Raw genomic sequence first — 14,536 nt, 5'->3', positions numbered from 1 at the left:
CACTCAGCCATACTCCCACTCTAAAACCTAACGACCCCAACGATGTGCTATACTAATGGAAGTGCTTCAATTTAACGACTGGCGCCGCTCGTTGGTCGCTTTGACTGCCGATAACGGCCTAACCTTAACTTCTCAAAAGGAGGCAACACCCTTGCCACCCATTTCTAAATTACGCTGGCGGTTCACCATGGCCGCCGGTATCATTTTTCTACTGGACCTGATTGGCGTCGTCTACCAGCAAAGCTGGCTAAACGGCTTCGACCAATTCGTCATCGGTCTGGTTCGCCATCCGCTCTCACACGCCACGACGTCCACCATTATCGCCGTGACCAACTCCGGCAATCCCCAACCCGTGACCTGGATCACGTTAATCGTCATGGCCGGCTTGGTCGTGGCACGCCGATACCGCGGCGCCCTCTTTCTCGGCTGGAACGTCCTGATCTGGGCCGGCGTGGGCAACAGCCTCATCAAACACGTCGTCCGCCGCGATCGCCCCACCGTCGACCGTCTCGTTGCGGCCAGCTCGTACAGCTTTCCCAGTGGCCACTCGATTACGGCCATGCTCCTGTGGGGCACCCTCATCGTTCTTCTAGGCTGGACGCTACGTCAACACCGTTACTGGCGTTGGCTACTGGTTGGCCTGCTGAGTCTGTGGATCGTCGTCATTGGCCTGTCACGGGTCTACGTCGGGGTCCACTACCCCAGTGACGTGGTCGCCGGCTGGTCATTAGGCTTTGTCCTGCTAACCGTCACGCAATGGTATTTAACCCGTTATGGAGATGAATTATAGTGAATTTACCCAATGCTTTAACCTATAGTCATACCTTACTCAGTGACTGTGTGGGGACCGGAGATACGGTGGTCGATGCCACGGTCGGCAACGGCCACGACACCCTTTTTCTGGCCAATCAGGTCGGCAGAACCGGTCACGTCATTGGCTTTGATATTCAAGCGGCCGCTCTCAAAGAGACCCAGACGCAGCTCGCTTTGACGGGACTGGCCGCGCAGGTCGAGCTCCACGCAACCGGCCATGAACACGTCGGCGAATTTTTGACCGCTGACACGTCCATTAGCGGGGCCATCTTCAACCTGGGCTATTTGCCCGGTGGTGACAAGTCCCTGATTACGCGGCCCAACACGACGCTGACCGCTGTTAAGGCCCTATTGGCCCACTTACGGCGAGGTGGCCGCATTATCTTAGTCGTGTACTCGGGTCATCCCGGTGGGCAAACGGAACGGGAGGCCGTGGTCGACTTCTGTCAGCAATTACCGCAGAAAACCTACCAGGTCTTACGCTACGGCTTCATTAATCAGATTCATCATCCGCCATTCCTCCTGGCTATTGAACGCCGTTAGCGAATCAGACTAAAGGAACCTTGTCCTTTTAACCGCTAACCAAATGAACATGACGAAGGGCCTGGGAAAACATCCCAGGCCCTTCTTGTATCCTACTGAAAGTTGAAAGTTTGCGAATACGCCTCATATAGCCATGAGTGAGTCAAATTTGGTCTCAGCTGTGGGATTTTCCAAGTGGTTCTGCTTGGAAAATGGCGTCTTTGAGACGTGAATTATCGGCTCAAAGCGAGGGAAAAGACCGTTCCTCAGGCTTTTCACGATCCTGCCTACCGCGATCCAGACCAAATTTGGCGAACGGTAAGGCGGCCAGCACGCGACTACCCTATTATAGTGGGCGTTATCCTTGTCACACTAAGGGTTCTAGCTGCTTTCTAGTTTTCAACCTTTAGCATCCGATTTAATTTAACGGGTAGCCGTTCCTATTTCTCTTAGTTACTTCTTCATCGACTGCCGCTTGGGGCTGACCCACGTGCCAGAACCGAATCCCAGAATCGTCTTGAGCGCCGGGATAAAGGTCATCACCACCGTAATGGGATTAACCATCCAGTAGAACAGCATGTATAGCGGCGCGAAGAAGAGGTATTTTAGCTTGGCCCCGTGATGGTCCAGTAAAAGCGCCGCCAGCAGTTGCATGAAGCCCGCAAACATCTCAAACGTCACAAAGATAAAGGAAATCACGATCCCGTGAATAACGCGCTCATAGTCACCGGTGAAGAGAAAATACAGCATGAGGCCGACAAAAGCAATCGACGTGATCGTGAAGAAAAACGACCAGATGATGGACAACGTGGAATCCACAAACATTGACCACTGGTAACGGTGTTCTACCGGATGCCGGAGAAACTTCTTGATATTGGTCAACCAGACTTCCGTGCCGCCTTGCGCCCAACGTTTCCGCTGGTGGTAGAGGTCGCGAATGGTTTCCGGCACGTTCATGTGGAAGATAATATTGGGCGCAAACCGCGGCACTGCCCCCAGCATCTGGTGATCCCAGGCGATACTAATGTCTTCGGTGGCGCGATTCTGGCGAAAGCCACCAACATCGATGAGAAATTCCTTTTTGTACAGCGTGTTGGCGCCGCTATAGGCGTACATCGAGTCATTCACCGCAGTTTGACTGCGCTTAATCACCCCGACAATACTGGTAAATTCGACCGTTTGAGACTTTCCCAATAGGGTCGAGCGGTTCTGTACGTCCATGTTGGCCGTCACCGCCGAAGTATTCATGTCGCGGTCCCGCATGAAAAAATTCATATATTTCAGTAAGGCATCGGGCTCGGGAATCGTATCGGCGTCGTTACTGAGAATGTAGTCACCCTTGGCAAAGTACATCCCGATATTAAAGGCGTGGGCCTTCCCCTTATTCTTAAGGATTTCGACCGTCCGTAAGCGTGGGTACTTCGCCTGTAGCCGGGTGATAATTTCTCCTGTCCGGTCGGTCGACCCATCGTTCATGACCAGCACCTCATAGTTGTCATAGTTCAATTCTTCAAATAAATAAGTGATGGTCTCCTCAATCATGACCTCTTCGTTATGGGCCGGAATCATGATGGTCACCATTGGCTGGTATTCCACAGGAATGTAGCGGGCCGCATCGTCACGCTTATTGGTCTTGAGGAAGCGATAGGACAGGGCGCCGGCGAACCAGAAGAACGACCCCACCACGGGATAGAGGCACAGAATCAGCAGAAAAATGTTGAAGACGGTCTTCCCCACGGTCGCCCGCAAGAGACTATCGATAAAAATATTGGTCACGAGTTGCCTCCCTATTCGTCCAAATCATCGAGGTCATGTTGCTCATAGAGCTGGTGAATCTGATCCGTATCCAAGTTCTGTTCCGGCTTGACCTGGTAATGGCGGACGTTCTCGCGGAATTTCTGATCGCCGAAGCGTTGGTCCATGAACTTTCCTAATTGATCCTCGCGTTTCCGCTGATTAATGGGATTGAACGTCGGCCACTGCTCAACGACCCGATCGCGCTTGCGGTTCTGAATGATCGTCATCCCCACCGCAAATAACGAGACCAAAACAAAACAAAATAGTAGGATAATCCCAATGAATTTAATTTCAAAAATCCCTTCATTGTAAGACCACAGGTGAATGATGCGGGGATTGTACGACGCCCAAAAGGACAACACGGTAATCACGATGGGGACAAAGACGCAGACCCACCCCAGAAGGCCCACCAGCGTCTGGCGAATCTTTAACCCCCAGTGTCCCTTCTCAAAGTAAGCATCGGTATACAGTTGTTGGCGATTCTTCTTAGCCATGACGACTCCCTTCGTGCTGATTCACTGGCCGGGAGAAGAGATACCCCTGCCGCGTCTTAATCTTCAACTGGTCCGCCAATTGTTGATCCGCCTCATTCTCAATCCCCATCAGAATCAACTCAATGTGGTTCTGCTGGAACAACCGGTTCCAAAACTGGAGGTTCAGGTCCAGCCACTCGTTGGGGTCCGTCTTCCGAAAGCTCCGCATGGAACACTTCAACGAATCCACTTCGGGTAAAATCCATTCAATATTTTTTAAATTATTCAGCGAGGACCCGACGTTATCAATACCAAATTGCATGCCATAGGTTCGGGCCTCCCGGATTCGTCGCCGAAAGACGCCCCGCTTGTGGCGGGGTTGGTCAGGACCGACCGTATACTCCACGGCCAACTTCATCGGTGCAATCCGTGACAGTGCCCAACGGACAAAGTACCGAAAGTCCGGGCTCGTAATCTGGTCAAATTCCAGATTAATCGACAACGTGATGGGTTCTTCCGGTAAGGATTTGAAGGTATCCGTTAGTAGAAAAATCACGCGCTGCAAAGGCAACGAATCCAGCTTCTGCGGTAGCGTCCACGAATCATCCCAATTGTGTTGCCGCAAAAGACACTCATAGCCGGTAGTTGCGCCACGAAAATCCACCTGTTTTTGAATAAAATAACGTAACTCAATCTCGTGATTTTCCAAATAGTTATTGCGGCTCTTACGCGAATACCAGTAATAAATCACAATCGTCAGCACGACGATGACGGCCATCGCCGCCGACGCCCATAATAAGACGCTTTCTAACTGCGCGAGACTCATGGGCCACCTCCTCGTCGAGGCACCACGGCCCCCAGATTATTGCCCAAAAATTATCCAGATAATTCATCAGATAGTTGATTTGTCCGATAAACTATTATAGCAGGTTTTACTGAAATTTCTAGGGGGGACCAGCCCCTTAGGCGTCGCCCAGCACCGATTTCGAAAAAAGCGAGTTGAAGTGAACCCCTCGAATTGGAGTAAATCCAACTCGAGGGGTTTTACTATGTTTTCAGCTAAAATAAAACAACAAGTCTTAACTAAATATCTTCAAGGAAAATCGCCACAAAAATTAATGCAAGAGTATGGGATCAAAGGCTCCGCGACCATTTATCAATGGTTAGCCAATTTTAAATTGTTTGGTATTCCGGGCTTGGAGAACCATTCAGAGAAGACTTTTTACGACTATTCCTTTAAAATTAAAGTCATCAAATGGCGACAGACTCATCATGCCTCATATCCAGCTACAGCAAGCCACTTCCGCCTAAAGAACCCAGTTACAATATGGGATTGGGAGCGAAAGCTGATTGAAGGACGTTTGAAGCCATTCAAAGGACGGTCTTTAAAAGTGACAGACAAATCAAAGGATTCTAAAACACTCAAACAACTTCAAGAAGAGAATGAAATTTTACGCATTCGGGTAGCCTACTTGGAAAAACTCGAAGCCTTAGCACAGAAAAAATCTCAAACCAAGAAAAAGCCCAGCTAATCACTGAGCTAAGGTGTAAATTCAACGTCAAATTAGTTGTGGTATTGAAAGCGGCCAAGATGTCGAGCAGTAGCTATCATGATGCTTGTCATCGTAAGTATCAAAACACCTCTTCAACGTTAGTTGAAGAGGTCAAAAAGATTCGACAAAACAATCCAGACTATGGTTATCGCACTGTAACCTTAGCACTTAGGAATAAAGGCATACTGGTCAATCATAAGGCGGTTTTGAGAATCATGCGCGAAAATAATTTATTGTGCACTGCCTTTAAACGGCAAACAAAGAAGTACAACTCGTATAAAGGTACTGTCGGTAAAATCGCTAGAAACCGTCTAAACCGCAACTTTAAGACCAATCGCCCTTTTCAAAAAATCGTGACTGATGTCACCGAAGTGCGTTGGGGTCATCAGACCGTCAATGAACGTGCATACTTCACTGCCTACATTGATCTTTATAACGGAGAAATTCTTGAGTGGGCAATTAGTCAGCATCCAACAGTTAAATTCGTCACTGATCCCTTAGAACGCCTTATAGTAAGAAGACCCAAAGTGCCTTATCGAATGACTATTCACTCGGATCAAGGATTCCAGTACCAGAACTGTCGATATATCAGTATTCTCAAAGAAGCTCGAGTCTTTCAAAGCATGAGCCGCAAGGCCACATGCCTTGATAACGCCGTAGCAGAGAGTATTTTCCACATTCTCAAGGTAGGGACTGTTCATAATCACAGTTATAGCAGTTATCAAGAGCTTGCGGCAGCAATAACCGAATACGTAGATTATTACAATTACCACCGGATAAAAACAAAATTGGCCGGCATGTCCCCGGTAAAATACCGGGAACATGCCAGCCAATTAGTAGCTTAGAAATTCACTCCAATTTATGGGGTTCACTTCAAGTCTCCCAGTGGGAGGCTCGCTTTTAACCGATTATCGACGGTATTAGGGCCTGTTCTCAAACTATTTCAATAGAATCATGATGGCGCAGATGTATATGGTGGACAAGAAGCTGGTAGCTAGCTTATCGTAGCGTGTTGCGAAGCGTCTAAAGTTCTTCATTTGATTAAAAAAGTCTTCAATCAGGTGACGTTCACAGTAGGTGAAATAATCACAGTCCCAAGGATCTTTGGCATTCTCTTTTGGCGGAATGGTATAGGTCCCATGGGCTGATGTAATTTGGTCTCTTAGCTTTTCGGCACCATATGCTTTATCCGCAATCACGTTTACGTTAGTCAAATCAACAGTTTCAAGTAGTTCAGGTGCCGCAATACTATCGTGTACCTGACCACCTGAAAGCAAGAATTTTAGTGGGTTGCCCAGTCCATCTACTAACGCATGAACCTTGGTGGTAAGGCCACCTCGGCTTCGTCCTATGAATTGGTTGAACTCTGCATTGACTGCGTTTTTTTAGCACCGGTAGCTTTTTGATGAACCCGAATACTGGTTGAATCTAAGCTGATGTTCTCCATGTCTGGATCTTGAGAAAGTTCTTCAAACATTTTTAGAAACAGACCGGAATTTGACCAACGTTGAAATCGGCTGTAAATTGCCTTCCAGTGACCGTAGCGCTCGGGAACGTCACGCCATGCCGCTCCGCTTCGCATCAGCCAGAGAATACCATTGAAAGCCGTTCGGTTATCAATGGTGGCTGGTCGACCGGTACGATAGGCTGGAAACATTGGTTCAATGCGGTTCCACTGTTCGTCAGTTAGTTCATAGCGCTTTGGTATAGTCATGATGTACTCCAATCCGTTTTTGATGGAGTATACCAGAAATCAATGTTTAGGAACAGACCCTAGTCACTCAAAAAGTGAAACCGCGTCAGCTCTAATGCACTGTGTTCCATAATTAACTTGCCGTGTTCCGCCAAGACGTCCGGGGCAACCTTGGTGCTGTCGCCGTACTCGTACGCCACGGACAATTCATCCTTAATGGATTCACGGGAAGATTCGTTGACGAAGAAAATTAATTCCAAATAGTAAACGCCCTTGTATTGGTACAGGTTTGAGGCCGCATTTTCCAGCCGCAATACCCGAGCTAGGCTAATCATGTCTTCAAACGAATGCAAGCGAATCACCCGCGTTGTGGTCGGTTGGCCCTCATCGTTGAGGTAATCCTCAATATCATTTGAATCGCTGGTTGTCGTTGACTTGTAATTTGAGAAGTAATCCTTTTGCCCATCTTTTTCCAACAAGTGGGCCTTAATCTGGTCCGACACTTGATCGGGGTGACTGCTATCAACGCTAGCATCCGTGATGTTCACGTCCGTAGCACTGTCCTCATCTGCATTTTTACTGATAAATAACTCAAGACCATTGCGATTTGGCAGCACCTGGAAGGTGACCGCGTCGTTATCTTGAAATTGGTGGTCAACATCAACCTCCTCTAAAATGCTATAGAAGAAGCCTTCGATTTGTTTGTGGTTGCCCAATAGATCCAAAACGGTGATACCGCGCTCGCTCAGATCATCGTTGCCAATAACCACCCGAATCGTATTTTCATTGATTCGTTCCATTTCCATTGAATAACACCCCTTTCTCGTGGGTTGGGTATTGTCCTTGTTTCTCATTCTAGCCATTTTATTTTACTTGTAAAGTAATCATAACAAAAAAACCGGACTGCAAGTAATATTCTCTCACAAATCCAGTTAGATGCAACTAATTAAGCTTATTCGTTACCATTAACCAACCGTTGTGCCCGTTGCAGTTCCAATTCCCGGACTTTCCGCGGCAAGAACCGCCGAATTTCCTCCTCATTGAACCCGACTTGCAGACGGCGATCGTCAACCATAATTGGTCGACGTAAAATGCCTGGATTTTGGCGAATTAATTCATATAATTTGCGTAGTGGTAAATCATCAAGATCAACCGTCAAATTCTGGTAGACACGTGAGCGCTTCGAGATGATCTCCTCGGTACCGTCCTCCGTTAACCGTAAAATTGTCTTAATCTGGTTAATCGTTAAGGGCTCGGAGAAGATATTCTGTTCACGATACGCGATGCCATGTTCTTCGAACCAAATCCGAGCCTTGCGGCAGGACGTACAACTGGGTGATGTGTAGAGCGTGACTGTCATAATCTTTTCCTCCCTTTGCGTGGTATAAATGATTTAATAAACCCATTATACAGCATTCCGGCGAAAAGAAAAGACTTTTTTGAAAGTCAAGTTATAAACAGCACCTGTCCAAACGTATATTAATTGTGGAAACGGTGACGATAGGTAATGTATTAGTCTATAATCCGGTTACGAGCAATTAATATTTTGCGAATTAAATGCATTAGATTTTATAAATAGATTGTGGCTTAACCACTTGTACTGGAATCGACTTACCGGCGGCCGCCTGAGCCTCGGCTTCCAGCTGCGCCAAACTCCCCGTCTGTGGCAGATGGGTCAGCAACAGTTGGTGAACCCCCGCCTGCTTGGCCAACGTTCCGGATTGCGTCGAGGTAAGATGCCAGGCCGTTCCCTGATGGTCCGCATAAAAGTTGGTATCCGCCAGTAAAACATCGGCATCACGCGCCCAGTCGGTTAGCCCATCAAAGGCCGCCGTATCTGCCGTAAAGGCCAGCGTCTTGCCGGTTGCCGTCTCCGTGATCCGTGGAGCATAGGCGGGAACGGGATGGTGAGTCGGCAGGAAAGTCACGGTGAGTGGTCCTAGCTGTAGGGTCTCCGCTGGATTATAGGCCCGACCCACCGTCGAATTGGGCCACGTCAAGCTACCAAAGTTCAGCGGATCCGCCGTATGGCCGTAGATGGGCAAGATCGGTTCCGCTTTTTCTCCCTGTGCTAACTGCCATTCATACTGCAAGACCCCGAGATCGGCGGTATGGTCGTGGTGGTAGTGGGTCAAGAGCACCGCATTTAATTGTAGCGGGCTGAGTTGCTTTTCCAAAGCCAGCAGCGCCCCACTTCCGCAGTCCAACAGCAGGTGGTAGTCCCCACTGGTAATTAAATAGCTACTCGTGCCAATGCCGTTATGCGGGTAGCCCCCGTAACAGCCCAATACAGTCAATTGCATCGAATCATCCTCTCAAATTTAGTCTACTGTTAGTGTAGCGCGTGGCCGGCGGAGTGTAAACGTTTCGCATTTCCCTAGAAAACCCTTTATAATAGAAGTGAAACCAGTCAGGAGGGATCGTCATGCTTCATCAATTATCATTAACGTTTGGTAGCCGAGATTTACTCGATAAAATTGTGAAACAGAACCCTGATCGCCAGTTTGTTCTGTTAGCTGCCACTGGTGGCGCCAAGGACTTACAATTGCTAGATATTTCGGGACAGGATAGCGTCTTCACAAGCCATCTGGATTACCAGGTTAAGATTGCACACGGGCAACCCGATTGGCACGGCTTCTTTAGCTTCAACTATTTCACGCTCGATGTCGAAAGCGCCAAGGTCTTCGAGGGCGAGGTCAATAAGATTGCAGCCGAACCACTACCAGCCGGGATGACCGCCATGTTCGTCTTGTCTAAGCTCAAGAATAGCGGTGAATACATCCTGATGACCATCTGGGACACCAGCGATGCCTTCATGATTTGGCGTCGTTCCAATCGCTTCTCGCCGTTTACCAAGTATGCCACGCAACTCAATAACTTTCACGCGGCGACCTATCAGTTGGCGCCGGCTAAAAAGCAAGCGCACCACTCAACAGAAGATTAACGCTAGCCCTTCAGCGATGGAGGGTTTTTCATTTGGCCGCGTTTTGCGTTACAATGGGCGTATTCTTCAATTTTAGAAAGTAGGCGATGGTTTGCTTAACCCCACACAGAACGCGGCGACCCATAAGATTTCTCCGGACTTGCCGCTAACTGCCGAACAAGCAGCGTTGGTTCAGCGTATTCTGGACTTTACCACTCACCATTTAACAACGGCGGGACCGGCCCTCTTCACCCTCTACGGTGATGCCGGGACTGGCAAAAGCGTGGTGCTCGCCCATCTCTTCAACCAACTCCAGGTGGCGGCCCGGACGCAACGTACGGGAGCCTTGGCCCAGACAGAAAATTACTTTCTGGTCAATCACCCTGAGATTCTCAAGGTCTACCGAGAGATTGCCGGTGCGCACCCCCATTTGTTGAAGAAGGACTTTCAGCGGCCCACCTCGCTAATCAACCGTATCGCCAAAGGTCAGGCACACCCAGACGTCTTGGTAATTGACGAGGCCCACCTGCTCCTGTCGCAGGCCGATCACTACAATAATTTTTATGGTGAGAATCAGCTAGGCTCTCTCATGGCCGCGGCCAAGGTTATCATCGTCGTTTTCGATGAAACGCAGGTGCTACGCATGAAGAGTTTCTGGACGGAGGCACGGCTGGAAAAGCTCATCGCCCCCTATCCCTATGACACCTACCGGCTGACCCACCAATTTCGCATGCACGCCAGCGACGACCTGGTGCGGTGGATTAATGACTTCACGCACCAACGACTCCATCCGCTACCTGCCGATGCGGGCACTAACTACGATCTGCGTGTCTTCGATGACGCCGAGCAGATGCGGCAAGCCGTGGTGCGCCGCAATCAAGAGGTCGGTTTGTCCCGGGTGGTGGCGACCTCTGGCTATCCGTCGACCTTAGATGGCGGGAAACACTACGTCACGGAGGGTAATTTCCACCTACCGTGGGATCAGTACAACTATACCAGTACGCCCTGGGCAGAGTTGCCGGAAACGATCAATGAGGTGGGCTCCATTTACACCTGCCAGGGCTTCGACCTGAATTACGTTGGCATTATTCTGGGTCCCCCGGTGGGCCTTGATGAACACAATCAGTTGGCCATCCACCTCGACCGCTACACCGACGTCGAAGCCTTTAAGAAGCGCGCTGATCTGACTGATCCCGCAACATTGAAGCAGGTTAAGCAACAGCTGATTCTTAATTCCATCAATGTGCTGATGAAACGCGGCGTCCGAGGCCTATACCTCTACGCCCACGATGACCGCCTGCGTCACTATCTTCAGCAACGAACAGCCTGATTCGCTAAAAGCGGTCGGTATGGTCCTCTTACCATGCCGGCCGTTTTTGACTGGGCAGTCGCGCCACATTCTCGCAGTGCAGACCAAAAAGGCTCTTTGTCAACTGTTGTTGGTAATCGGCTGTCTGAGGTTGCCTAATCGTATTATGATTAGGCAGCCTTTTTAATTCCGAATACTAGATGAATCCTTAATCTAAAGCTACTAAAACAACCGAATCCGTAGCTGACTCGCTTGATTACTTTGATTTTATTATTGATACCTTCCATTGGTCCATTAGAATAATTGTATTTTAGCGCATTGTACACAGATTCTTGGTGTTCTCTCAACGTATTTAACGGTGTTTCAAGCTCTTCGGAGTAATCATTCTTCTTGTCTAGAATGGTTACTAGTTTGGACGTGTGACGATACTTGACGGCTCGCCGAACGGTCTGTAAAAGCTCATACGCTTGGCGTAATTCATCATTGAAGCTGAGAATGTAATCGACCGTACTATTCTCAGTATTAATTCCTGAGAGATGAGTGAAATTATGATAGACGTTGAAGTTCAGCTTTTCGTTAGGTTTTAAGAGTAGTTTCCAGTATCGTTTTAAGATCTTATGTTTGATATTTGAATTGGCATAGGACTTCATTATACGAACTCTCACACGATTGAAACCACGCATTATAGAACTCACGATGTGGAACCTATCGGTTACCACAATCGCGTTTGGAAAAACGGTTTCTGTCAATTGCGGATACGTGTAATTCATATCTGTCACAATGATTTTCACGCCTTCTCGCGCAGCCTTAGTATATCGATTGAAGTATTTTTCGAGATCATACAGGGTTCGTGATTCAAGGATATCGATAAATTCGTTTCGCATACCGTCCATAAAGACAAAGCTCATTGCACCTTTGGCATCTTTGGTAGACTTGACTTCATCCATATTAATAACTGCTGGCAACCAGCTGTAATTTGTCTTAATATCCGGTTGGTAGCTACGCATGATTCGTAAAACACTCGTACTCGAAATGTTTAATTCGTTTGCGATATGCCGCATTGAAACCGTCTCACTGAGCTTTACTAAACACGAGATCCGGCTGACGTTAGAGATGGTGTGGTTTCGCTGAACCAACGACGTTTCTGCCAGAAAGTATTGATGGCATTGCTTACACTTGAAATTACGTTTTTTAAGGTGAAGTTTAACGTCTCGTTCAACGGCTTGTGGGAGTTTAACCGTGGTCCAACGCCAACCGTATTTGATAATGCTCTTCTGGTTCAAAACGCCACATTTAGGACAAGCTTTTGGACGGTAGTCTAAAAGTGCCTGTACCTTGAGTGGTCCCTTTACTTCTAAGGGATTCATTATTTTCAGTTTTTTGATATTAGGGTCTTTTATCCCCAGAATAATTTTAGTATCATTGGACATAGGATATAGTCACTTTCTTTCTCTTGAAATGTGGTAGTGGATGGACATAGATCTGCGACTATATCCCTTTTTTGTACCCATTTTTACTCTATACAGTATACAAAAATATCCGCTGCCAGTAACCAATTAAGTTGATTACCAACAACAGATATTTTATAACCACCAAAAAAGCCTTCCCCAACAAGGAAGACTTAACGGACGGTCCGTACGAGACTCGAACTCGTGATCTCCTGCGTGACAGGCAGGCGTCCTAAACCAACTAGACCAACGGACCAAATATTGCGGGAGTAGGGTTTGAACCTACGACCTTCGGGTTATGAGCCCGACGAGCTACCAGACTGCTCCATCCCGCGATAATATTAAATTGTGAAACAATGACCCGTACGGGATTCGAACCCATGTTACCGCCGTGAAAGGGCGGTGTCTTAAACCACTTGACCAACGGGTCATAACTAAACGGAGAAGGAGAGATTCGAACTCTCGCGCCGCTTCCGCGACCTATACCCTTAGCAGGGGCACCTCTTCAGCCACTTGAGTACTTCTCCATAATGGGCCTAAATGGACTCGAACCATCGACCTCACGCTTATCAGGCGTGCGCTCTAAACCAGCTGAGCTATAGGCCCATATAAAGCGGGTAACGAGAATCGAACTCGCGACAACAGCTTGGAAGGCTGTGGTTTTACCACTAAACTATACCCGCATTATTATGAGATATACTTAATGGCGCGGGACGGAATCGAACCGCCGACACATGGAGCTTCAATCCATTGCTCTACCGACTGAGCTACCGAGCCATTTTGCCATTTAGAATGTTGTTATGGTTGCTACACCCTACTGAAGAATGTAACAACGGTCCGTACGAGACTCGAACTCGTGATCTCCTGCGTGACAGGCAGGCGTCCTAAACCAACTAGACCAACGGACCAAATTGCGGGAGCAGGGTTTGAACCTGCGACCTTCGGGTTATGAGCCCGACGAGCTACCAGACTGCTCCATCCCGCGATAATATTAAGGAACAAAGGAGGATGAGAGATTCGAACTCTCGCGTGATTTTACTCACCTGACGGTTTTCAAGACCGTTCCCTTCAGCCAGACTTGGGTAATCCTCCATAAAACAAGTACAATAGTCCTTCTGGTAATGGACCTTGTAGGACTCGAACCTACGACCGAACGGTTATGAGCCGTTTGCTCTAACCAACTGAGCTAAAGGTCCAGTCCAAGTCCAAATCGCGGCGGGGGGGATCGAACCCTCGACCTCTCGGGTATGAACCGAACGCTCTAGCCAGCTGAGCTACACCGCGAAATGTTAAATAAATATATTTTATTTAATCGGGAAGACAGGATTCGAACCTGCGACCCCCTGGTCCCAAACCAGGTGCTCTACCAAGCTGAGCTACTTCCCGTTAAATGCACCCAGTAGGAGTCGAACCTACAACCTTCTGATTCGTAGTCAGACACTCTATCCAGTTGCGCTATGGGTGCAAAACGCTAATTAAGTTTGAAGCCTAATACCTCTCGGTATTAAGCGGAAGACGGGATTCGAACCCGCGACCCCCACCATGGCAAGGTGATGTTCTACCACTGAACTACTTCCGCAAAATCAAATGCCGACTAGAAGATTCGAACTTCCGACCCCCTGTTTACAAGACAGGTGCTCTACCAACTGAGCTAAGTCGGCATAGTCAGTATCATTCTGTATCAAATTACTCAACACCCGAAGGTGAATGAGCCGTGACAGTCTCGAACTGTCGACCCTCTGATTAAAAGTCAGATGCTCTACCAACTGAGCTAACGGCTCAAATGGAGGATACAGGGCTCGAACCTGTGACCCTCTGCTTGTAAGGCAGACGCTCTCCCAACTGAGCTAATCCTCCAAATCGCGTGGCAACGTCCTATCCTCGCAGGGGGCGATCCCCCAACTACTATCGGCGTGCTAAAGCTTAACTTCCGTGTTCGGCATGGGAACGGGTGTATCCTTTAGGCTATCGCCACCACACTACTGAGAGCTTATTCTCTCAAAAC

General features: G+C 48.3%; 13 protein-coding genes, 18 tRNA genes, 1 rRNA gene and 1 pseudogene. 6 read left to right on the top strand and 27 right to left on the bottom strand.

The window, feature by feature from the left end; all coding sequences use genetic code 11:
* The first annotated feature begins 151 nt into the window (after positions 1–151).
* Both KB236_02710 and KB236_02705 read left to right on the top strand, forming a co-directional pair.
* The gene (locus KB236_02710) at positions 152–790 is read left to right on the top strand and encodes a phosphatase PAP2 family protein (protein ID UIF29666.1); all 639 of its coding nucleotides are present in this window, start codon (positions 152–154) and stop codon (positions 788–790) included.
* Positions 790–1,356 carry a methyltransferase domain-containing protein gene (locus KB236_02705; GenBank protein UIF29665.1) on the top strand — a complete coding sequence of 189 codons (567 nt, stop codon included), beginning with the start codon at positions 790–792 and terminating at the stop codon, positions 1,354–1,356. The genes KB236_02710 and KB236_02705 overlap by 1 nt, the downstream gene beginning before the upstream one ends.
* 432 nt (positions 1,357–1,788) lie before the next feature.
* On the opposite strand, the gene KB236_02700 is transcribed toward KB236_02705, so the two are convergent.
* Genes KB236_02700 through KB236_02690 form a run of 3 tightly spaced genes read right to left on the bottom strand, consistent with a single transcriptional unit; the run spans position 1,789 to position 4,431 of the window.
* Positions 1,789–3,111: a glycosyltransferase gene (locus KB236_02700; GenBank protein UIF29664.1), complete on the bottom strand. Its 1,323-nt coding sequence runs from the start codon at positions 3,109–3,111 to the stop codon at positions 1,789–1,791.
* Between the two features lie 11 nt (positions 3,112–3,122).
* Positions 3,123–3,626, bottom strand: coding sequence for a hypothetical protein (locus KB236_02695; protein ID UIF29663.1), 504 nt, complete (start codon positions 3,624–3,626; stop codon positions 3,123–3,125).
* Entirely contained in the window at positions 3,619–4,431 is an 813-nt protein-coding gene (locus KB236_02690; GenBank protein ID UIF29662.1) for an EAL domain-containing protein, read from the bottom strand. The genes KB236_02695 and KB236_02690 overlap by 8 nt, the downstream gene beginning before the upstream one ends.
* Before the next feature lie 223 nt (positions 4,432–4,654).
* Here KB236_02690 and KB236_02685 point away from each other — a divergent pair, with 223 nt between their 5' ends.
* The gene (locus KB236_02685) at positions 4,655–5,137 is read left to right on the top strand and encodes a helix-turn-helix domain-containing protein (protein UIF29661.1); all 483 of its coding nucleotides are present in this window, start codon (positions 4,655–4,657) and stop codon (positions 5,135–5,137) included.
* The gene (locus KB236_02680; GenBank protein UIF30269.1) at positions 5,110–6,003 is read left to right on the top strand and encodes an IS3 family transposase; all 894 of its coding nucleotides are present in this window, start codon (positions 5,110–5,112) and stop codon (positions 6,001–6,003) included. The genes KB236_02685 and KB236_02680 overlap by 28 nt, the downstream gene beginning before the upstream one ends.
* A 93-nt stretch (positions 6,004–6,096) precedes the next feature.
* On the opposite strand, the pseudogene KB236_02675 reads toward KB236_02680, so the two are convergent.
* The 4 genes and pseudogenes from KB236_02675 to KB236_02660 all read right to left on the bottom strand — a co-directional run bounded on the left by KB236_02675 (position 6,097) and on the right by KB236_02660 (position 9,154).
* Positions 6,097–6,872, bottom strand: a pseudogene (locus KB236_02675) (IS5 family transposase).
* Positions 6,873–6,931: 59 nt separating this feature from the next.
* The gene (locus KB236_02670; GenBank protein ID UIF29660.1) at positions 6,932–7,657 is read right to left on the bottom strand and encodes an adaptor protein MecA; all 726 of its coding nucleotides are present in this window, start codon (positions 7,655–7,657) and stop codon (positions 6,932–6,934) included.
* Between the two features lie 146 nt (positions 7,658–7,803).
* The gene (gene spxA / locus KB236_02665; GenBank protein UIF29659.1) at positions 7,804–8,211 is read right to left on the bottom strand and encodes a transcriptional regulator SpxA; all 408 of its coding nucleotides are present in this window, start codon (positions 8,209–8,211) and stop codon (positions 7,804–7,806) included.
* A 202-nt stretch (positions 8,212–8,413) separates the two neighbouring features.
* Complete coding sequence (locus KB236_02660; protein UIF29658.1) at positions 8,414–9,154, bottom strand: MBL fold metallo-hydrolase; 741 nt, start codon at positions 9,152–9,154, stop codon at positions 8,414–8,416.
* A gap of 122 nt (positions 9,155–9,276) precedes the next feature.
* Between KB236_02660 and KB236_02655 the strand changes: the two genes are divergently transcribed.
* Positions 9,277–9,795, top strand: a complete 519-nt coding sequence (locus KB236_02655; GenBank protein ID UIF29657.1) for a monooxygenase — start codon at positions 9,277–9,279, stop codon at positions 9,793–9,795.
* 91 nt (positions 9,796–9,886) lie between these two features.
* The gene (locus tag KB236_02650) at positions 9,887–11,104 is read left to right on the top strand and encodes a DUF2075 domain-containing protein (GenBank protein UIF29656.1); all 1,218 of its coding nucleotides are present in this window, start codon (positions 9,887–9,889) and stop codon (positions 11,102–11,104) included.
* 149 nt (positions 11,105–11,253) lie between these two features.
* On the opposite strand, the gene KB236_02645 is transcribed toward KB236_02650, so the two are convergent.
* The 20 genes from KB236_02645 to rrf all read right to left on the bottom strand — a co-directional run bounded on the left by KB236_02645 (position 11,254) and on the right by rrf (position 14,510).
* Positions 11,254–12,450: an ISL3 family transposase gene (locus KB236_02645; protein UIF29655.1), complete on the bottom strand. Its 1,197-nt coding sequence runs from the start codon at positions 12,448–12,450 to the stop codon at positions 11,254–11,256.
* Between the two features lie 262 nt (positions 12,451–12,712).
* Positions 12,713–12,787, bottom strand: a tRNA-Asp gene (locus KB236_02640).
* 5 nt (positions 12,788–12,792) lie between these two features.
* A tRNA-Met gene (locus tag KB236_02635) sits at positions 12,793–12,866 on the bottom strand.
* Between the two features lie 22 nt (positions 12,867–12,888).
* A tRNA-Glu gene (locus tag KB236_02630) sits at positions 12,889–12,961 on the bottom strand.
* Positions 12,962–12,970: 9 nt separating this feature from the next.
* Positions 12,971–13,058 (bottom strand) — tRNA-Ser (locus KB236_02625).
* Positions 13,059–13,062: 4 nt separating this feature from the next.
* Positions 13,063–13,137 (bottom strand) — tRNA-Ile (locus KB236_02620).
* 6 nt (positions 13,138–13,143) lie between these two features.
* Positions 13,144–13,214: transfer RNA gene (locus tag KB236_02615), tRNA-Gly, on the bottom strand.
* A gap of 21 nt (positions 13,215–13,235) precedes the next feature.
* Positions 13,236–13,308 (bottom strand) — tRNA-Phe (locus KB236_02610).
* Positions 13,309–13,364: 56 nt separating this feature from the next.
* Positions 13,365–13,439: transfer RNA gene (locus KB236_02605), tRNA-Asp, on the bottom strand.
* Positions 13,440–13,442: 3 nt separating this feature from the next.
* A tRNA-Met gene (locus tag KB236_02600) sits at positions 13,443–13,516 on the bottom strand.
* A gap of 17 nt (positions 13,517–13,533) precedes the next feature.
* Positions 13,534–13,623: transfer RNA gene (locus tag KB236_02595), tRNA-Ser, on the bottom strand.
* Between the two features lie 30 nt (positions 13,624–13,653).
* Positions 13,654–13,727, bottom strand: a tRNA-Ile gene (locus KB236_02590).
* 14 nt (positions 13,728–13,741) lie between these two features.
* Positions 13,742–13,815: transfer RNA gene (locus tag KB236_02585), tRNA-Met, on the bottom strand.
* 28 nt (positions 13,816–13,843) lie between these two features.
* Positions 13,844–13,917 (bottom strand) — tRNA-Pro (locus KB236_02580).
* A 5-nt stretch (positions 13,918–13,922) separates the two neighbouring features.
* A tRNA-Arg gene (locus tag KB236_02575) sits at positions 13,923–13,996 on the bottom strand.
* A 42-nt stretch (positions 13,997–14,038) separates the two neighbouring features.
* Positions 14,039–14,110 (bottom strand) — tRNA-Gly (locus tag KB236_02570).
* A gap of 9 nt (positions 14,111–14,119) precedes the next feature.
* A tRNA-Thr gene (locus KB236_02565) sits at positions 14,120–14,192 on the bottom strand.
* A gap of 47 nt (positions 14,193–14,239) precedes the next feature.
* Positions 14,240–14,312, bottom strand: a tRNA-Lys gene (locus KB236_02560).
* A 3-nt stretch (positions 14,313–14,315) separates the two neighbouring features.
* A tRNA-Val gene (locus tag KB236_02555) sits at positions 14,316–14,388 on the bottom strand.
* Positions 14,389–14,393: 5 nt separating this feature from the next.
* A 5S ribosomal RNA gene (gene rrf / locus KB236_02550) occupies positions 14,394–14,510 on the bottom strand.
* Between the last annotated feature and the right edge of the window lie 26 nt (positions 14,511–14,536).

Source organism: Levilactobacillus brevis, from assembly GCA_021383565.1.
In the GTDB taxonomy this organism is placed as follows: Bacteria; Bacillota; Bacilli; order Lactobacillales; family Lactobacillaceae; genus Levilactobacillus; species Levilactobacillus brevis_B.
The sequence above is the reverse complement of the archived record's forward strand: the minus strand, read 5'-3'. Positions and strand labels throughout refer to the sequence as shown.